We start from the raw sequence: 19576 nt of genomic DNA, 5'->3' as shown, positions 1-19576 counted from the left end.
ACCGGATGGATATTCCCGGAAAAAGAACGCGCAAACCGAGAATGACCGCGCGAATTGAACGTGTTTGCGGACAAGACCACATTCTCGGAGCCCCGAGTCAATGAATTCGGTTTCACCGAAGAAGACCCTGCCTCACCACTCACCATGCGCCGTCCTCGTCATATTCGACCGCCGCTCGCCTGCGCACGGAAACCCTCGGCGCAGTACCGGCGCGCCCGGTTTTCCCGGTGCACCGACTTCTCCGGAACCACCTGATCGCAGACGCCATCTGTTGGAGCACAGTGGAGAACGAAGGACCCGGTCACACCTGCGTGCCTGGGCGAATGCCCTTCTCCCGCCGCGCGGACAACGAGAAGCCTATGGGACGGGTCGGCGCCCCACAACTCGGGGGTGCAGGTGTGCACCCGGCCACGGTTCGCATCGGGACCTAATACCCTTGCGGCCCGTCCGTGGTATATCGAATCGTTTTCGACAACGCCGAAGAATTCACTTTCTCGTACGTGACGCGAAGTGCTGTGAAATCCCGACGAATGCGTGTCGTCCATTCGGCCGACACCCAGCGAGGGATTCTCGGAGATTCGAGGCGGTCTTTTGTGGGTCAGTGCCCCACGGGGACCGGTCCACGACTCAGCAGCGTTTCGACCGCACCGTGCGGAATCCTCCGCTCCCACCGGTCGGCATTCGCATCGAAGATCCGCTGCCCCTCTTTGCGGGCCAGATCCGCGTCGAGCAGGAACGCGCGGGCGCGCTCGACGAACGCGCCCTCGTCGTCGTACGGGGTCAGCCCGAAGACGGGCCCGAGTGAGCCGATGGCCGCGGTGGTGCCCACCACCGGAAGACCCCGGCTCGCGGCGTCGAGCAGCTTCACGCGGACGCCGCCGCCGGTCTTGATCGGCGCGACGAGCGCGCGGCACGAACCGAGGAACGCGTCGAGGTCCTCGACGAACCCGATGTCGCGGACACCCTCGGGCAGCGGCGGCGGCGTGGCACCGGGTTTGGGCGCGCCGATGATGCACAGTTCCGCTCCCGGGATGCCGGCCGAGATGCGCGGCCAGAGCCGGAGGATCTCGAGGAAGCCCTCCTGGTTCGGCGGCCAGTCACGCGTGCCCATGAACACCAGGCGCGGAACCTCGGTGTCGGCGCCCGCGCGCCGACCGGGCGGCAGGGTGAGGTCGATCCAGCGGGCCGACGGACAGCCGCGGTCGCGGTAGAACCGCGCTTCCTCGAGGTCGTACGTGCCGACGGCGGTCGCCTGACGGGCGGTGCGCACCTCGTCGGCGAGGATGCGGCGCGCCTCGAGCCGACCGGGCAGTCCCCGGGTCACCCGCCACACGAGGGACTCGGAGTTGACCGTGTTGATGACGAGCTCGCTACGGCCCACCTGGGTGGAACGGAGATACGACTCGGCCATGTACGAGTGTTCGGCCAGGAAGACATCGCTCTCCAGATCGTCGAGCGTGCGAACCAGATCGTCGACGTCGAACCGGACGTGGCAGACGCTGCGCCCGGTCCTGAGGCTGTCCGCCACCAGCGACGGCAGACCCACCGGCGGCTTGGCCACCCGGATCAGCCGGCCGTCGCGGGAGACACGCGGCGCCTCACCGGCGGCGAACTGATTGGACAGGCACACCACCCGGGCGTCGAAGCCCTCGGCCGCGATGCCGACGATGACCCGCGTGAGAGCGATGTCCCCGCCGTGATCGTGTTCGAAGTCCTTTGCCACGATGAACGTCACGGTCGTCATGCGTTCTCCTCTGGGGTCTCGGGCGATGGGGTGCCGACCCCTGCGGGTCGCACCGAACGTAGGTAGACGGCCAACAGCACCGCGTCGGTGACGACCGATGCGACCGAGGCGCCGACGGCGCCGAGGGTCGCCAGGGCACCGACCAATCCGAGCTTCACCGGCACCAGGGCCGCCGCCGAGGCGCTGCGCACGAGGTCGCGCCGCTGCACGTAGAGCACTGTGGTCAGCACGTTGTTCATCACACGCAGGCCCACGAACAGCGAGATGACGACCAACGACCAGGCGAGTTCGGACGAGTACGACGTCGCGAGCAGCACGAACCCGGCGACCATCACCAGGGCCGCGGTCGCCGCCGCCATGACGACGACGTGCCGGACCGGCGGTCCGGCCGCGACGGCGCCGCCGGCCGCGCGCAGTTGTTCGTGGTAGGTGCCGGCCAGGGACATGCCGACCTGTCCGGCCGCCCATCCGACGGTGCTCGCGATCGCGAAATAGCCTGCGACATCGGAATCGGTCAGCCAACCGAGAAGCAGGATGTCGCCCTGCATGTACAGCGCGTTCGCGAGGTGCTCGCCGAACAGGATCGCGATGAGACGCGCGGAGCCGGGCAGGTGCGGCCGGGCCCCCGGGACGAGGGTCGCCGCATATGCGGCGATCACGAGATACGGTGCGAGATACCAGAAACTGGCGATCGTGAGGTCCGGTGAGGACGCGAACTGCAGGTATCCGAGAGCGGCGACGATGCTCACCACCTGCCGGGTGGTGTCGTATCGCATCACGCGGTCGGGGTGCCCGTCGCGCAGAGCGCGACTCTTCACCGCGTTGAACACGATCTCGCCACCGGCCACGATCAGTGCGAACCACACCAGGTACGGGGCCGCCAGGCACAGTGCGCCCACTGCCATCAGGCCGATGCCCAGCAGGATGCGCGTCACCCTTTCGGCGACGAATGCCTGCTCGGACTCACGGATGGCGCGGACGGCGAACGGGTTGTCCAGCGGCGCGGCGATGATGGCCCCGAGTGCGAATGCCATCGCGTACTGGCCGTATGCGCCGACGCCGAGATGGACGACGAGGGCGACGGTCCATGCCAGGCCGGCGGCGCGCCCTCCGTAGGTCCAGCCCGCGGCGATCAACGCCTTGACGAGGTGGCGCCTGCCGGTACCGGACGTCGACGCCGAGACGTCCGGCCGATCCGCGGTGTTCGGGGTGTTCGGGCTGTCCGGGGCGCCGGCGTCCGGGCGGGCGTTGTCCGTGTGCGGCGTCTCGGTCAGGCCCGACATGTCAGTCCCGCCCAGGTCTCGAGGTAGGTGCGCACCACCTGCTCCGGTTCACGCACCGCCCGCATCGCCTTGAGCGCGATGGCCATGTCCGACAGCCGATCCCGAGAGTTCACCAATTCGACGGCCGCGGATGCGAGCCCCGCAACGGTCGTCGACGGATCGTCGCGGTCCTCGTCGACCACGACGACGCCACCGGTGGTACGCAACTCACCTAGCGCACCGTGTCCGGTGCAGACGACCGGGGTCAGATGCGCGATCGCGTCGGTCACCACACTCGACCCGGGGAAGGCGTCACCGTAGGGACTCCGCGACCCGTAGGGGACGACGAGTGCCCGGATCGACGAGAAGAAGTCCGCCAGGTCGGCGTCGTCGACGCCGCCGAGGATCTCCACGCCCTCCATTCGCGGCAGGGATTCCGTTCCCCGCCCCGCGATACGGATCGAGATGTCGTCGGGCAGCAGCGCGCGCAACCGTTCCACGTGCTCGAAACCCTTGCCGCGGTATACCAACCCGAACAGCCCGACGGCGCGTGGACGGTCCGGCGCCGCGACGACCTCCCCACGACACCACACCGGCATGTGGGCATGGCGCACGGTGGTCCTCGGGTATGCCGCGAGCAACGACCGCACCCCGACGTCGCTCATCGCGAACAGGGTGCGCGACCCGGCCACGGCACGTTCCACCGCACGCGACACGGGCCGCAGCGGGTAGTGCAGCGCATGGGTGAGCAGCTTGTGCTTCGCCATGAACCCCACCCGCGCCGGCCACCAGATGAGTCCCGGCGGATCGTGAACGGTCGCGGTGACCACCACATTTCCGCGGCGCACGTCGAGACCTGCTGTCGGCCAGAATGATTCGACCGAACCGCCGGACAACTCCACGTGGACGACGACCGGTCGTCCGGCGGCCCCCTCGATCAGGTCGACGACCTGGCGACGCCGGGCCACGAGACCGGAGATCGTGTCGGTTCCCGGGCGGCCGTGGCGCACCTCGTGGAAGTCCGCGACGAAGGGTCGCACCATTTCGGCGAAGACCTCGGAGTAGTTGCCCACCCCGCCCGCCGAACGCTCGGCCGCCACGTAGACGAGGCGCACCCCGGAGAGGTCCGGCGCGCCGTGAGCCCCCTCCACCCTGTCGGCCGTCATCAGTAGAACAGCGGCCGGTACTTCGGCCGGTACTGCAGGGCCGACTCGGGTCGCTTCGCGATGGTCTTGGCCGGGACCCCACCCACGATGTCGAGATCGGGGACATCGCGGGTGACACAGGCGGCCGCGGCGACGACCGCGCCGCGGCCGACGTTGGCGCCGCCGACGATGGTGGCCCGGGTCGCGATCCACGCGTAGTCGCCGATGTACACCGGCTCGAGAATCGGCTCGAAGTCCGGGCTCGCGGGATCGTGCTTGCCGGCGATGATCTGGGTGTCGCTGGCGATCACCACGTTGTCGCCGATGCAGATCCCCGACCGGGCGTCGAACAGCACCCGGAAGCCGATCGAGCAGCAGTTGCCGATGCGCAGCTGGTCGATGTCGAAGACCTGACAACCCCGGAGGATCGAGGTGTCCTTGCCGATCTTCGCGCCGAACAGGCGTAGGAATCCCTGCCGGACGGTGTGCGACGGGATGTACGTGATCAGGTTGTTGAACAACAGGATTCCGACGCGGTTCTTCGCCTTCGCGATCGTCGAGATGGCCGTGAAGGAGTACCGCGGCTCGAAGTCGTCCCGCTCGGGGAGGGTGAGGACGGCCGGACCGGCCGCCGGGGTCGTCGTCTCGGTGGTCACGCGCACTCCACTTCGTTCGTCGCCGCACTGACCGCGGCGAGTTCCTCCGCGCCCGCTGCCGCATCGGCGCCGTCGGCGCCCGACACGGCCTCGGACACGAGGGCTCTGATCTGCTTGATGAACGTCTCCTCGCCGAAGCGGGAGACGTGGGTCTTGATCTGCTCGGAATCCCAGTCGCGAGAGGAGACCTCGGCCACCGCCGCCCGGATGGCCTCCGGCTCGGGCCGGTCGAAGAACACGCCGTTGACGCCCTCGGCGATGGTGTCGAGGAATCCGCCCCAGCGCAGCACCGCGCACGGCTTGCCTCGCATGCCACCCTCGAGCGGGGTCAGTCCGTAGTCCTCGTAGCTGGCCGCGACCACCGACGTGCAGTTGTCGTAGAGCCAGCCCATCTCCGCGTCGGTCAGATCGCAGAGCATCGTCACGTTGTCGGGCTTCATCGCGCGCAACCGGTGCGCCTCCGGACCGCGACCGACCACCACGAGGTGGTCGTCGGTCTCACGGAAGGCCTCGATGATCGCGTCGACGTTCTTGTATGCCAACAGCCGTGAGACACACAAGTGGAACGGTCGTCCAGGAATGCCGGCGGGCGCGCACCGGCCGTCGACGGGCGGAAGCGGCGCGAGCACCGGCGCCGGCACGACGGTCGACTCGAGACCGTAGGTCGTGGCGATCCGATCGCGGACCGCACTGGAGATCGCGAGGTAGCGATCGCAGCCGTGTGCGGCGTTCCGGTCCCATCGGCGCAACCCGCCGCCGAGCAGCTTGATCGCGAATCTCTTCAGGAGCGAAGAGGATTCGCCGAGGTACACGTCGGTCTGGTACAGCCAGCGCGCAGGCGAATAGCAGTAGACGAGCTTGTAACCGGTCGTGGGGAACCCGTGTGCCCAACCACTCGAGCTCACCAGCACGATGTCCGCGTCGATGTGCATCCGGGATGCCGCGAACGGCAGCACCGGCAGCGCGGTCCGATGATCCCTGCGTAGCGCGGCAACCCGATTCACCGCGGACGTGATGATCGTCTTGTCCCGGAACTCCTCGTACGTCTCATCCGGCTCGTACAGGAGCGTGTAGATGGGAGCGTCCGGAAATGCCCTACTCAAGGACAGGACGACCTTTTCCGCTCCACCTCGCTGGGTCAGATAGTCGTGCGCTATCGCCACCCTGGGCGCGGTCTGCACGACGCGACCAGCTTCCATCATGTGCACCAAAGAACCACTTCTCCCCCGACTTGATTTCGAGAAGAATTCTCGTGACGACGAGTGAAAGCACTCGCGCGGACCCCGATGTCCGCATGTCGGATGATCCTAGATGTAGGGCGCCCGCGCCGCGCGTCGAGCCCTCGGAAATGTGAGCTCGCCGACGCGGCGCGGGCGCAGGAGAATCGGCCTCGCGCAGAACACGATCACGTTCCGCGCGCGGGATGTCAGGCGGCGCCGAGCACGCCTGCCGTGTACTTCGGGGTCCAGTCGTGCTTGTAGATGGCGCCGAAGTTCTGTTCGCGGTCGTTGGGGTCGGTGCCGCTGTCGCGGATGGTGTAGATGAGCACCGGACCGACGAAACCGGACGACTTGGCGAAGCTCATCACGTCGGTGATCTGCTTGGCCTGCTCCTGCTGCGACACCGAATCCGGGGTCGAGCCGGTCGCGGCGCCGATCTCGGTGAACCAGATCGGCTTTGCACTGTCGCCCTTGGCGACCATGATCGTGCGGACCGAACCGACATCGGAGATCGCATTGTCCGGATTCGCCGTGACGCCGCCCGGGAACACGTACGGATGCAGCGCCAGCGCATCGAAGTAGCCGTGTGCACCGTTGTCGTACATGGTGTTGACGAAGTTCACCGGCGAGTTCCAGCCGGACGATCGTGCCAGACCGGCGGCGACGACCGTGGCGTGCGGCTGCGCGCCCTTGATGGCCGAGTAGGCCGCCTTCAGCAAGGAGGTGTACCGCGCGGCGTCGACGTTCAGGCCGAAGAAGATCGGCAGGTTCGGCTCGTTCCAGATCTGGTAGTTCGTCACCTTGTTCCCGTAGCGGGCGATGAATGCACGCAGGAAGTCGGCGAGATCGGCATTGTTGTTGGGCGGCGCCGTGAAGAACGTCGCGACCCCTCGCGTCCATCCCGGCGACGAGACCGGATTCGCCAGGACCTTGAGACCACGAGCCCGGGCGGCATTGATGATCCGGTCCGGAACGGTCCAGTTGAAGCTGCCCTTCGCGGTCTCGATGCTGTTCCAGTCCAGACTCATGCGAATCCAGGTCGCCTTGGCCCGCTTGGCCGCGTCGAGCTCGCGGCCGAGATCGGATTCGCTGAGAGTCAACAGGTGCGCGCCACCGGCGAAGCCGTATCCGCCGGAGGTGAGCGGAAGGGCCGTGTTGGTGGATTCGGAGCTGCCGAAATTCATGTCATCGGCATTCCCCGGTCCGGCGAGGCCGCCGGCGATCCCGAGTCCGAGAACCAGAGAGACACTCACCACAAACGGGGCGAGGACACGGGATTTCGATGGGCGGAAATGCCGGAATGATCGTATTCTCATGGCGCAGAGAATACCGCCAAGATCGGGGACCCACATGGGTGGCGGTTCCGGTCGAGGCTGTGTTCGCCTGATTTACATGCATGCTCTGGTCGGGGAATCAGTGCGTGTTCGAATCCGGTCGATCGATGCCGATGCCTCCTGGCACCGGTGTCTTTCACCTCGCACTGGGAGAAATGTTCATGAAATCTGCGCTGATCACCGGGATCACCGGTCAGGATGGCCTCTACCTCGCCGAACTCCTCCACTCAAAGGGTTACCGGGTCGTGGGTCTGGTTCGCGGACAGAACAATCCGAAGGCGGCACGCCTCGCCGAGTCCCATCCGTTCGTCGAGATCGTCAGCGGGAATCTGCTCGATCTGTCGAGCCTGATGCGGGCGATGACCATCGCGAACCCGGACGAGGTCTACAACCTCGGCGCGGTCTCCTTCGTCGCCTACTCCTGGCAGAACGCCCGGCTGACCAGCGACGTCACTGGTACGGGCGTACTGAACATGCTCGAAGCCGTTCGGCTGCACCAGGAGATGTCGGGCAAGCAGATCCACTTCTATCAGGCCTCGAGCTCGGAGATGTTCGGCAAGGTCCAGGAGGTGCCGCAGCGCGAGTCGACCCTGCTGTGGCCACGCAGCCCCTACGGCGTCGCCAAGGTCTTCGGCCACTACATGACCATCAACTACCGCGAGTCCTACGGCATGCACGCCAGCTCCGGCATCCTCTTCAATCACGAATCCCCGCGTCGCGGCCCTGAATTCGTCACCCGCAAGGTGACCCAGGCGGTCGCCCGTATCGCCCTGGGCACCCAGGAGTCGGTGTCGCTCGGCAACCTGGACGCGCAGCGCGACTGGGGTTTCGCCGGCGACTACGTCCGTGCGATGTGGATGATGCTGCAGCAGGAGACCGCCGACGACTACGTTATCGCCACCGGTGAGACGCATTCCATCCGCGAGCTCCTCGACGTCGCGTTCGGGGCCGTGAACATCGACGACTGGGAACCGTACGTGACGATCGATCCCCGCTTCTTCCGCCCCGCCGAGGTGGACCTGCTGATCGGCGATGCCTCCAAGGCCCGTGAGGTCCTCGGCTGGAAGCCGGAGGTCGGCTTCTCCGAGCTGGTCACCATGATGGTGGAGGCCGACGTCGACGCCGAATCGAAGAAGCTGGCCGGCAAGGTCGCATGACCCCGCCGCGCGCCCTCGTCACCGGCGCGAACGGGCAGGACGGGCACCTGCTGACCGAGGAATTGGTCGGCCGCGGTTGGGAAGTCATCGCCGTGGTACGTCCGGGGACCGAACCGTCGTTCGTCCCCGAACGTCCGGTGACGGTTGCCTCCGTCGACCTGGCCGACCCGGAATCGACGCGCCGCGTGATCACCGATCACGCACCAGACCACATCTTCCATCTCGGGGCCGTGTCCTCGGTGGCGGAGAGCTGGCGGGATCCGCTCACCACGGCCCGGGTGACCGCGATGTCCACCGTCGCGATCCTCGACGCGGTGTCCGCCCTCGCCGAGCGCGGGCAGCGGACCCACGTCGTGAATGCCTCGAGCGCCGAGATCTTCGCCGGCTCCGGGGTCACCCCGCAGGACGAGACCACGCCGATCTCACCGGCCTCGCCCTACGGCGCGGCCAAGGCGTACGGCCACACGATGGCCGCGGTCGGACGCGCCAAGGGGCTCGAGGTGGCCAACGCCATCCTCTATCCCCACGAATCCACGCTCCGGCCGACGCGGTTCGTGACCCGCAAGATCACCGCCGGGGTGGCGGCGATCGCTGCGGGAACCGGTGAACGGCTCGTCCTCGGCAATCTCGACGCACGGCGTGACTGGGGTTGGGCGCCGGACTATGTCGAGGCGATGATCACCCTGGCGACCAACCGCGCCAACGACGACTATGTGATCGCCACCGGCGAGTCGCACAGCGTCGGCGAGTTCGTCGCGACCGCATTCGAGGCGGCGGGGATCACCTCCTGGGAGGAACTGGTCACCACGGATCCGTCCTTCGTGCGACCGGCCGACGGGGTCGACCTGGTCGGTGATCACACCAAGATCACCACCGAATTCGGGTGGCGGCCCACGGTCCGGTTCGCCGGCGTGGTCGGCGCGATGGTCCGACACGATCTGGAGATCGCCAGGACCACCGACGACCGATCGGCGGCGATCGCATGACCTCCGCCCGCGAATCGATGACCGCCGGCCCGGGACACCACCGCAGGCACGGCTTGGTCGCGGTGCGCCGCAGGCCCTCCCGCTCCCGCTCGTGGGTCCCCCGGTACACCCGTTGGGTGCGGCTCACCGACTTCCTCGTCGTCGTGGGGTCGGTGGCACTCGCCCAGCGGGTGCGCTTCGGCCCCGAAGGCCATCTCGAATCCGCCGCCGGGGTGCACATCCCGGCGATCGGGGTGTCGGTCTTCCTGGTCGTCGTCTGGATGCTCGCGCTGACCGTCTTCCAGACCTACGACCGCCGGATCTATGCATCGGGCCCGCAGGAGTACAGCCGCGTCGCCACCGCGTGTTTCGCCGTGTTCGGCACGCTCGCGATCGTCGACCTGCTGTGCCGCCTGGAGATCGCCCGCGGGTATCTCGCCGTCGCGCTGCCCGTCGGCACCGTCGCGCTGGTGGTGAGCCGCAACCTCTTCCGACGCGGTCTCGCCCGGGCGCGGGTGCGCGGACGCCACCGCGAGTCGGTTCTGCTGGTGGGTGGCCCGGACTCGGTGCGGCCGACTATCCGCCGCCTGGCCGCTGCCGCCCCCCTGGGCTACGAGGTGGTCGGGGTATGCCTGCAACCGGGCCGCAGTAGCACCGATCCAGAGATCACCGTCGACGACATGCGAATCCCGGTTCTCGGTGACTTCGACGACGTGCTCGCCGCGGTCGGGGCGTCGGGTGCGACGACCGTCGCGGTCACCTCGGCCGAGGCGCTCGGACATCAGGCGATGCAGGACCTCTCGTGGAACCTCCACGGTCTCGACGTCGACATGGTCGTCGCGCCGGGGGTCACCGACGTCACCGGCCCGCGCATGATGCTGCGGCCGGTTGCAGGACTACCCCTGCTGCACATCGACCATCCTCGCTACGAGGCCGCCAACCAGTTCCGCAAGGCCGTCCTCGACCGGTGCGGCGCGGCGCTTCTGCTGGTCGCACTGATGCCGGTCTTCGTGGTCGTCGGCATCGCGGTCGTGGTCGACTCCGGGTTCCCCGTGTTCTACCGCGCCGAGCGGGTCGGGCTGCAGAACAAACCGTTCCGGATGTGGAAGTTCCGGTCGATGGTCAACGGCGCGGACAGGATGCGCGGCCGGCTCAGCGATCTCGACGAGGGCGCCGGCCTGCTGTTCAAGGTCCGCGACGATCCCCGCGTCACCCGGGTGGGCAGGTTCATCCGTCGCTACAGCCTCGACGAGCTCCCGCAGCTGTTCAACGTGCTGACCGGCCAGATGAGCCTCGTCGGTCCTCGTCCGCCGCTGCCGGAAGAGGTCGCCAAGTACGACGGACGCGTCGCCCGGCGAATGCTGGTCAAACCCGGGATGACCGGACTGTGGCAGGTATCGGGACGCTCCGACCTGTCGTGGGAGGAGTCCGTCCGCCTCGACCTCTCGTACGTCGAGAACTGGTCCATCATGCAGGATCTGACGATCCTCTGGCGGACCGCCCGCGCCGTCGTCGCCAAGGACGGCGCCTACTAGGACGCCACAGCCCCCAAAGACCAACCGGCGACCCCGTAGATCGCCACTTCGGCTCGCGACCCCGTCGAAATGCCCTCTCGGCGAGCCGAAGTGGCGATCGCGGTGGGTCGGCCGGGTTCGACGGTCCGGGGTTGCGAGGGACGAGGACGCTCCTCGCCTCAGGGAGCGAGGCCCCGGTATGCCCGGAACATCGCCCGTCCGAGCGCACGCTGCCCGGCGGCGTCGTAGTGGATCCGTTCGCCCGGGTTGTGCATGCCCTCCGGGCCCGGGACATAGGCGCAACAGGTGTGGCGGGCGGGTGTGTCGGCATGCACCGCATCGATGCCCGGATACCCGGGGTGGCCTCCCGCGATCTCCTCGGGCACCATCTGCCCGATGATGAACGGGACATCGCCGAATCGTTCGCGAAGCCCGGCGATCAGCCGGTCGAGTTTTCGCCGGTAGTCCTCCGGCGCGGTCAGCGGAACATCGCTCTCCCCCTGATGCCAGAGGATCGCGGCGAGTCTCGATCCCGTCCCGGCGGCGGAAAGGGCGTTGGTGATCTGCTTGACCGCCAGCTCGTAGAGGTTGGTTCGCGCCGTGCGATCGTCCGGGTCCCAGCTATAGCCGTTCTTGGGGTGGAAGGCGGTGTCGCCACGTGCCGACGGAACCAACAGAACGGCCTCACCGGTGTGGTCGGCCAGGAGGGATCCGAAGGTCGTGGCGAATCCGACACCGGCACCCGGGATCTCATGCAGGAGCGGGTCCTCGGCCAGGAGGATGCGTCCACGATTGCGTCCGCAACCGGGCCATTGGTGCACTCTCGGGTCGGGACGTGCCGGCGGGTCTGCGGGTGAGGGCATTCCCGCGCCGTGCGCGTTCGACTGTCCGAGCACCGCGACCACCGCGTACCGCTCGGCAGGTTCGACGATGGTTCCCGAGGCCAGCAGACGCTTCACCACGTCCTTCGCCCGGATCTTCAATTGCACGTGAACCGGTGCATCACCGTGTCGGCGCAACTCCTCCGGCGTCTGCGCCCACGGGAGCCGCGGTGCGGGATCGGTTTTCACGGCGTTCCTCTCGTTCTCATCTCTCCGGACAGTCGGACGACACCGGTTCGTCGAGGAATCGCCCCGAGATCCACGGCAGTAGCGCCGCCCCGTCGACGTCGCCGTGCCCGCGATCGGGCTGGAACTCGACGGTGACCGAATCACCCGCGGCGCAGGCCCGGTCGACGAATGCGGCGGTCCAGGCGGCGTCGATGAAGGTGTCCTTCCCGCCGTAGAGCACGTACATCGGAACCGGCGTGCGCTCGACGGGGACCGCGTATGCGGTGAGGCGTTCGGTCAGCGCCGTCGCGGCCTCCGGGGTGCCGGGCCCGATGTCGCGCGGATGCAGTCGATCTGCGGCGTCGTCGCGACCGGAGACCTTCGGCCCGGTGCACGCCGACAGGGTGTCCCATCCGGTGAGCGCCGCACCGCGCCGGTAGTCGTCGAGCCGCACCGACCGGTCACTGCGCGACCAGGCCTCGATGATCCACTGCAGCATCAGTTGTTGGTCTCGGGTGATCGTCCCGTCCTGTGACTTCTGCACCACCCCGGAGACATCGGCGGCCGGCACCATGGCCGCAGCGCCGAGCATGGTCAGTCCGCTGCCGTATACGGGGGCCGCCATGGCGGCCGCGAGAACCGCTCCCCCACCCTGGGATCCGCCGTAGGCGACCCATCTGTCCCGGGCGTAGGGGAACACGGCTCGCAGTGCGCGCACGGAGTCGATGACGTTCATTCCCGCGGTGCGGGCGTCGAGATACGGGTGCACCCCGGGACTGCCGAGGCCTTGATAGTCGGGTAGCGCCACCACGAATCCGGCCTTGGTCAGCGCCTGCGCCAGCGCCCCGAGCCCGTACATGCCGGGTTGCACCGACGGTGCGCACGGCTCGTCGATCCCGGTGGTGCCGTGGGCGAATGCCACGACCGGCCGGGTCTCGCCGTGCTCCGGCGGCGGCCCGGTGACCACGACGCCGCTGACCACGGTGGGCAGCCCGGTGGTCGCGTCGGTGGACTGATATCTCACCCTGACGGCCTTGACGTCGTCGAGACGTGCCGAGATCGGCAGGGAATCGGCGTACTCCGCGGCGATCACCCGGCCGGGCCCCTCGACGACCGTGAACGGAACAGGTCCGGAGTCGGGGTCGACGATCATCACCTTGCCGAGTCGGATGGCGATGACCCCGGCGAACAGCATGACCGCGGTGGTCACCAGCGCGAACGGCACGGCGACGAGAAAGGGATGACGGCGGACGAAGCCGATCATCGACGGCGCATCCTCCGCGCCACCGCCATCGCCGGCTGTTCGACACAGCGGTAGGTGAGGCCGGCGAAGACCAGGGTGACGGCGCCGACGAGCATGACGTTGGCGATCAATCCGGCCCACGAATCACCCTGCAGCAGATCCATTCTGCCGAGCACGATCATCAGTGGGAAGTGCCACAGGTAGATGCTGAGCGACACCCGGCCGCTGTAGTCGAGGGGCTTCCAGTCCAGCGCCCGTGCGAGCTTGCTGTCCTGTCCAGCGGCTGGCGGCAGCACGATGATCAGGATGACCAGCGCCGACGCGATCGCGGTGAAGGTCGACTGGAACGACGAGCCGGACGCGATGAGCACCAGCATCACCAGCAACGACGGCGCCAGCGCGATGGTCGCTCCGATCCGCATCCTGCGGGCGGTGCCCACCGAGATGTGTCCGGCGCCGACCGCGACGAAGGCGGCGGTGGCGAACATGCCGAAGGCGAAGTTGTCGGCGGCGGCGAAGAAGCTGCGCAGGATCACCGCGACCGCGTTGGGGCCCCAGTTCTGTTCCGGCACCTCGGTGATCCCCTCGGCCTCGGCCACCTGGGCGGCCACGATCTTGCCGATCGTGCCGATCACGATGAGGATCACCGGCGGCGTCAGGACCAGAACCGCGGCGTGTGTCCCGAAGCGGCGACGCAGCCACCACATCGCCCAGCCGAACAGCGGCAGGCTGAGGTAGAAGCCGAATTCCAGTGTCAGCGACCACGACGGGCTGATGCCGGTCTGCAGATACTGCGGGAAGTACGTCTGCGTGAGGGTGAGGTTGGCGAGCAATTGTCCGGGGTCGGTGATCATCCCGGTGCCCGCATCGGTGCCGACCTCGCCGGCGAGCCACTCGTTGACCACGAAGCACGCCCGCAGGATGTAGTTGGCGACCAGGAAGATCAGCAGGTACGCCGGGAACACCCGCAGCAGGCGATGAGTCGCGTAGGAGCGGACGTCCGGCGGCGACGGCCGGCCCCGCACGATGCCCTTGACGTAGGGCAGGTACAGGAGGAAGCCGGACAGCGCGAAGAAGAAGATCAACGCCTGGCCGAGCAGTTGGAGGCCGCCCTGCGCCATCGTGTCGGGCGAATTCTGCACCGCCACGTGGACGATCAGCACCGCCCAGCACGCGATGCCGCGCGGACCGTCGAGTCCGGCGATGCGCCCGCCCGCCGGCCTCACCGGCGCAGGGGCTCCGGACTCCGGTGTGGGGAGGTTCTCGGGGGCGCCGCCCCGACGTTCCAGGTTCTCCGTCATCCGGCCCTCTCGATCTCTGCGCAGCGGTTGTAGCTCGGGTCTCCGGCGAAGCGGGCGGTCAGCCACCCCACCACCTGGCGGCCGTCGACGCCGCCGTGATCGGCCGCGGGCTGGAACTGGGTGTGCACCTCATCACCCCGGGCGCAACTGCGGCGGACGGTCGCGGCGGTCCACTGCGCCGGGATCAGCTCGTCCTTGCCGCCGTAGATCACGATCGTCGGCGCCGACGCGCGCAGATCGGGAATCGATCGTTCTTTCAGCAACTTCCGCAGACGGGAGGTCGCCTCCGGGGAGGACGGCCTCAGGTTGTCCGCGGTCAGCGTCCCGAGCACCTCTCCGCGCTGCGCACCCTTGAGCGCGGTGCACTGCGAGAGTTCGTCCCAGTGTGCGATGACCTCGGGGCCGACGTAGTCACTCAGGTCGAGCTGCGGGTTCTCCGCGCTCAACGCGAGCAACAGCCAGTTGTAGAGGCCGTACTGCTCGGCGGTCATCTTGCCGTGTGCGGCGAGATCGGCGAGTCCGGACACATCCGACGCCGGCGACAACGCGGCCACGCCGACGAGTTCGAGCTCACCACCGTAGGTCTCCGACAGGGCGTTCGCCGCCCAGACCGCCTGTCCGCCCTGGGAACCACCGAGGGCTCCCCACCGGTTCCCGGTCTGCGGCAGCAGGTTCCGCGCGGCGCGCACCGAGTCGATCACATTGCGCCCCGACGTCCGGGCGTCGAGGTAAGGATGCGTCGGCCGGGTCTCGCCGGGGTCGCCCAGTCCCTGATAGTCCGGGATGACGACGACGTAACCCAGTTGCAGCCAGCTCGCCGCGGTGACCGCGAGGTCGCCCAGGCTCGACTGCAGGGTGACGCCGCACTCACCGAGGACACCGCTGGTTCCGTGCGCGAGCACGATGACCGGGCGGCCGTCCTTCGGCGCCGGTCCCTTCGGGGCGAGGATCGCGGCCCAGGTCTCGGTCTCGCGACCGGTGCGGCCGTCGGTGGACACGTATCTGACCCGAAGCGCCAGGTGCGCGTTCGCGCGAACGCGGCGGTCGAGCAGCGGCATCGTCTCCGCCGCGCGCAGCGCACCCGGGCCCACGGCCCCGGTGTCCACCTGGTACTCGACGCCGCCCACGCCGCCGGTCGGTGTCGCGGGTCCGTCGGAGGAGCATCCCGCGAGCGCCACCGTGCCGGCCATGGCGACGGCCACCAGCACGCCGGTCAGCCGGCCCCGACCGGCATCCTGTCGTCTCGTCACGTTCTTCTCCATCACGCCCTCCCTCCCGGAGCCCCGGTCAGATCTGCCCCCTCGCGTCCCGGCCGGGCGTCCCCCGCGCCGTATGCGGCGACACCCGCACCGTCGCCCACGGCCGGGATCACCGCGCGCCGCACCAGCGCCTCCCGTGGTTCGACGATCCGGTCGCGGGCGACCTCGATGCCGATCACGAGGACCAGCGCCAGCAGCGCCCCGAGGGCAGCGGCCTTGGTCATGGTGTCCCAGAAGTCCGGCGCCACCGGAGAATCCGGGCTGCGGGCGGGGTCGATGACGTCGATCTCGTGACGCGGGCGCGGAATCGGATGGTCGCTCCACTCGATCTCCACCGCGAGGGTCTTCAGCTGGTTCACCACCGCATTGGCGAGGTGCGCTGCGGCCTGACCGGTGTCACCGGTGGCGACCACGTCGAGGACCGCGCTGTCGATCGGCGAGGTCACGGTGAGCCGCTCGCGTAGTTCCTCCACACCGACGCCATCGCCGAGCACGCCCTGCTTGTCGGCGAGGGCGACACGGGCGAGCACCTGATCGGACGCGGCCAGTTGCACGTACGACGCGGATCGCAGCTGTCCGGCCAGGTCGCTGGCCCGTTCGGCGTTGACACTCGCCGGCCCGCCGGCCAGGATCAGCGCGCTGGCGTGCGCCTCATAGGTTTTCGGCGTCATCACGTATGCCACCCAGCCGACGCCGACCGCGGCGAGCACCGAGACGACGATCACCGCGAGATTTCGCCGGAGGATCGCGACGTAGTCCAGCGGACCACGCGTCGACGGCGACATCATGACAGGTCCCCGCAGTTCTGCGCCGGCTTCCATCCGTCGGCGAGCGACTTCATCCAGGCCACGGACTGGCCCGAGTCGAGATCGGCGTGGGTCTCACCGACGCGGCGCAACGCCATGATCGGGGACCCGGCGGCGCAGGCCCGCCGGATCGCGCGTTCGGTCCACGGCGCGGCGATGAGCGGGTCGTCGGTGCCGTACATGATCAGCATCGGCTTCTTCGACACCCCGACCGGCAGAGCCGTCGACGCGAGGTGTGCGCGCAGCTTCTCCGCGGCCTCCCGGCTGTGCGGCTTCACGTCTTCGACGCCGATCGAGTTCAGGATGCGCTGGGTCTTCTCGGCATCGACCGGGATACAGCGCAGGACCTCGTCCCAGTTGGCCTTCAGATACTCCGACCGGTAGTCGTCGCGATCGAACTGACCGGGCCTCACCCGGGCCAGCGAGTCGATGAGGTAGGCCATCATCGGCACCTGGTCGAAGGTGAGCGTTCCCTTCTGCGCACGCTCGACCAACCCGGTCATGTCCGACACCGGCACGAGCGCAACGGTTCCCAGCAGGTCGAGCCCGCCGCCGTAGGTGGTGGCGATCTCGCCGGCCGCCCATGCGGCCATGCCGCCGAGCGACACCCCGTAGGAGATCCATCTCTCACTCAACAACGGGAAGACGTTTCGGGCGGCGCGAACCGCGTCGACCATGTTGTAGCCGTACGTGCGCGCGTCGAGAAACGGGTGGTGAGTACCACGGATACCGAGTCCTTGGTAGTCGCTCATCGCGACCGCGAACCCGTTGAGCACAAGCGCGGCGATGATCTCGTCGCTGCCGATGAGGTTCACGTACTCCGACGGACCGCAGTTGTCGAGGACGCCGGTGGTGCCGTGACCGAAGGCGATCGTCGTCCAGCCACCGGGCGGCGGCGGACCTTTCGGGGTCACGACGATGCCGGACACCACGGTCGGAGAGTTGTCGATACCCGACCTCGACCGGTATTCGACCCGCTTGACGATCGCGCCCAGTTCGGTGATCACCGGGATCGGCCCGCGCGGGGGTTCCATGACCCTCAGGACCGCACCGGGCCTGCCGGTGTCGGCGGGTCCGCGCATCACCGGTTCCGGATAGGGGGTGACCAGCTCGGGTTCGGGCTGCAGCGACAACGGGATCCCCGGAAGTCGCTCGGACTCGTCGTCACCGAATCCATGTGCCCCGCAACCGCTCACCGCGGTCACCGTCATCGTGACGGCTGCGGCGACGGCGGCCAGCCGCCTCCGGGTCGAGCGCCCCGTCAACGACCCCGCCCGTCGGATGGGCTCCCGACCGGTGCGGCCGGCCCGGAACCGTTGCGCGAACCATGCACGACAGTGCGGATCGGGTCGTCTTCGGAAGCACCTACCGAGAGGACGTCCTCGGCGGGGACATCCTCGTCGGCTTCGACTGCAACGTCGATGGATTCATCCGATGACGAAACATCTGCGGTCTTCGGCCTGCCGCTGACCAGCACGGTGCCGACCACGGAGCCGACCAGCTCGATCGCCGCCACGTTGTCGCGCAGCGACCTCCGGGTCGCCGAGCCCGAACGTACGACGACGACCATGGCGTCGGCGAGCGCCGAGTACACGATGGAATCGGAGGTCGGCCCCATGGGCGGGCAGGCGATCACGACGTAGTCGTACTGATCCCGCAGGTCGTCGAGGATCGTCTGCAACCGCGGACCGCTCACCAGCACACCGGAATCCGGCGCCGCCGGGCCGACCGGAAGGATCGTGAGCCGCTCTTGCTCGATGAACGGGTCGACGCTTCCGACGCTGTCGGTGAGGAGCGTGGACAGACCGTGATCGGCCGACAGCGCGGTGCCGCCGGTCAGACCCTTGCCGGACAGGTCGCCGTCGATCAGCAGGACGGTGTTGCCGGTCTCGGCGACGGTGCGGGCGAAGCGCGCGGCGACCTGGTCGGCGTTCGCATCCTTGCCGACCGCGGTGAAACCGAGAACCCGGGGTGCGCGGACGTGCCGGTCACGACGTCCACCGAGAAAACGGATCAGGTTGTGCAGGCGATGAATCGAGGCCGCGTCGTCGTCGACGTGGTCCGCCGAGCCGAGCTCGGCGGGATCGACCGTCCGGGGCGACAGTTCGGCCAGCACCGGATGGTGGGTGGTGTCGACCGCGGTCACCTCGTCGACGACGGTCTCCCGACGTCGCCAGCCGAGCAGGAGCGCGACCACGACACCGACGGCGAGTCCGGCGCCTGCGCCGACGCCGGTCCACAGGATCCATGGCTTGCCCTTCGACCCCGGCAGGCCCGGCTCGTCGTACAGGATCGCCGACGCCGCCTGCACGCCACCACGGCGCGAGGTCTCGAGCTCCTGGACCACCTCCACGGTCTGCTGGGCGATGGCAGCCGCATACGACTGTGCGCGTTGCGGACTCGGGCCCGACACCGAGATGTCGAGGATCACGGTGTCCTCGACGGGCAGCGCGGTGGTGCGGGAGCGCAGGTCACCGGGGCTGATGGCGCCGCCGAGTGCTTCCGAGGCGCGGATCGCGACCTGCTCGCTCGTCGCGATCTGCGCGTACGAGTTCACGCGCCCCTCGGCGAACAGGTTGTTCTGGTAGGACTCGCCCACCGACGTGCCACCCTCCGCGGTGACGAACAGGCGGGCCGACGAGACGTAGTCGACCGACTTGAAGAACATGCCATAGCCGAACCCGACCAGTGCGCCCACGAGAATGCACGCGACGATGGCCCACCAATAACGGACCACGATGCGGACATATTCATTGAATGGCACGAAACCTACTCCTTCCGGCGATGGCGGAGCAGGCCTCAACATCGAACAATCCGACGTGAAATGCGTGTTACACGTTTTCACGCCAGAGCATTCGACCTCTGGCCTTTCCCCGACCCGACAACTTTAACCATTGCGGCCGGTTTGCGCGCTTCGAGAG

The 19576-nt window shown here is 68.2% G+C and carries 16 protein-coding genes; 3 read left to right on the top strand and 13 right to left on the bottom strand.

From position 1 onward, the window contains the following. Nucleotides 1-598 precede the first annotated feature (598 nt). The 6 genes from ABFT43_RS03145 to ABFT43_RS03120 form a co-directional block, all read right to left on the bottom strand. Complete coding sequence (locus ABFT43_RS03145) at nucleotides 599-1744, bottom strand: glycosyltransferase (RefSeq protein ID WP_347958931.1); 1146 nt, start codon at nucleotides 1742-1744, stop codon at nucleotides 599-601. Beyond that, nucleotides 1741-3027 (bottom strand): lipopolysaccharide biosynthesis protein, encoded by a 1287-nt coding sequence (locus ABFT43_RS03140; RefSeq protein ID WP_347958930.1) that lies wholly within the window; start codon nucleotides 3025-3027, stop codon nucleotides 1741-1743. The genes ABFT43_RS03145 and ABFT43_RS03140 overlap by 4 nt, the downstream gene beginning before the upstream one ends. Continuing rightward, entirely contained in the window at nucleotides 3015-4172 is a 1158-nt protein-coding gene (locus tag ABFT43_RS03135; protein ID WP_347958929.1) for a glycosyltransferase, read from the bottom strand. Before ABFT43_RS03135 ends, ABFT43_RS03140 begins: the two co-directional genes overlap by 13 nt. Beyond that, complete coding sequence (locus ABFT43_RS03130) at nucleotides 4172-4807, bottom strand: acyltransferase (RefSeq protein WP_347958928.1); 636 nt, start codon at nucleotides 4805-4807, stop codon at nucleotides 4172-4174. Before ABFT43_RS03130 ends, ABFT43_RS03135 begins: the two co-directional genes overlap by 1 nt. Further along, on the bottom strand, nucleotides 4804-6009 hold the full coding sequence (locus ABFT43_RS03125) for a glycosyltransferase (RefSeq protein WP_347958927.1): 1206 nt from the start codon (nucleotides 6007-6009) through the stop codon (nucleotides 4804-4806). The genes ABFT43_RS03130 and ABFT43_RS03125 overlap by 4 nt, the downstream gene beginning before the upstream one ends. Before the next feature lie 224 nt (nucleotides 6010-6233). Continuing rightward, entirely contained in the window at nucleotides 6234-7280 is a 1047-nt protein-coding gene (locus ABFT43_RS03120; RefSeq protein ID WP_347958926.1) for a glycosyl hydrolase, read from the bottom strand. Nucleotides 7281-7522: 242 nt separating this feature from the next. Between ABFT43_RS03120 and ABFT43_RS03115 the strand changes: the two genes are divergently transcribed. From ABFT43_RS03115 to ABFT43_RS03105, 3 genes are read left to right on the top strand one after another with little or no spacing between them, the layout of a single operon-like run. Continuing rightward, complete coding sequence (locus ABFT43_RS03115) at nucleotides 7523-8518, top strand: GDP-mannose 4,6-dehydratase (RefSeq protein ID WP_347958925.1); 996 nt, start codon at nucleotides 7523-7525, stop codon at nucleotides 8516-8518. After that, nucleotides 8515-9504 (top strand): GDP-mannose 4,6-dehydratase, encoded by a 990-nt coding sequence (locus ABFT43_RS03110; RefSeq protein WP_347958924.1) that lies wholly within the window; start codon nucleotides 8515-8517, stop codon nucleotides 9502-9504. The genes ABFT43_RS03115 and ABFT43_RS03110 overlap by 4 nt, the downstream gene beginning before the upstream one ends. Further along, complete coding sequence (locus ABFT43_RS03105; protein ID WP_347958923.1) at nucleotides 9501-11018, top strand: sugar transferase; 1518 nt, start codon at nucleotides 9501-9503, stop codon at nucleotides 11016-11018. Before ABFT43_RS03110 ends, ABFT43_RS03105 begins: the two co-directional genes overlap by 4 nt. 158 nt (nucleotides 11019-11176) lie before the next feature. Here ABFT43_RS03105 and ABFT43_RS03100 read toward each other — a convergent pair whose 3' ends face one another. From ABFT43_RS03100 to ABFT43_RS03070, 7 genes are read right to left on the bottom strand one after another with little or no spacing between them, the layout of a single operon-like run. Beyond that, entirely contained in the window at nucleotides 11177-12067 is an 891-nt protein-coding gene (locus ABFT43_RS03100; protein ID WP_347958922.1) for a sialate O-acetylesterase, read from the bottom strand. A gap of 16 nt (nucleotides 12068-12083) precedes the next feature. After that, a complete protein-coding gene (locus tag ABFT43_RS03095; RefSeq protein WP_347958921.1) occupies nucleotides 12084-13310 on the bottom strand; it encodes an alpha/beta hydrolase family protein in 1227 nt (408 codons plus the stop codon). After that, complete coding sequence (locus ABFT43_RS03090) at nucleotides 13307-14590, bottom strand: acyltransferase family protein (protein WP_347958920.1); 1284 nt, start codon at nucleotides 14588-14590, stop codon at nucleotides 13307-13309. The genes ABFT43_RS03095 and ABFT43_RS03090 overlap by 4 nt, the downstream gene beginning before the upstream one ends. After that, the gene (locus ABFT43_RS03085) at nucleotides 14587-15840 is read right to left on the bottom strand and encodes a lipase family protein (protein WP_347958919.1); all 1254 of its coding nucleotides are present in this window, start codon (nucleotides 15838-15840) and stop codon (nucleotides 14587-14589) included. The genes ABFT43_RS03090 and ABFT43_RS03085 overlap by 4 nt, the downstream gene beginning before the upstream one ends. An 11-nt stretch (nucleotides 15841-15851) precedes the next feature. Beyond that, nucleotides 15852-16637 (bottom strand): YveK family protein, encoded by a 786-nt coding sequence (locus tag ABFT43_RS03080; RefSeq protein ID WP_347958918.1) that lies wholly within the window; start codon nucleotides 16635-16637, stop codon nucleotides 15852-15854. Then, nucleotides 16634-17920, bottom strand: coding sequence for an alpha/beta hydrolase (locus tag ABFT43_RS03075; protein WP_347958917.1), 1287 nt, complete (start codon nucleotides 17918-17920; stop codon nucleotides 16634-16636). Before ABFT43_RS03075 ends, ABFT43_RS03080 begins: the two co-directional genes overlap by 4 nt. Next, nucleotides 17917-19419 (bottom strand): Wzz/FepE/Etk N-terminal domain-containing protein, encoded by a 1503-nt coding sequence (locus tag ABFT43_RS03070; protein WP_347958916.1) that lies wholly within the window; start codon nucleotides 19417-19419, stop codon nucleotides 17917-17919. The genes ABFT43_RS03075 and ABFT43_RS03070 overlap by 4 nt, the downstream gene beginning before the upstream one ends. Nucleotides 19420-19576 lie beyond the last annotated feature (157 nt).

Source organism: Gordonia aurantiaca, from assembly GCF_039939235.1.
In the GTDB taxonomy this organism is placed as follows: domain Bacteria; phylum Actinomycetota; class Actinomycetes; order Mycobacteriales; family Mycobacteriaceae; genus Gordonia.
The sequence above is the reverse complement of the archived record's forward strand: the minus strand, read 5'-3'. Positions and strand labels throughout refer to the sequence as shown.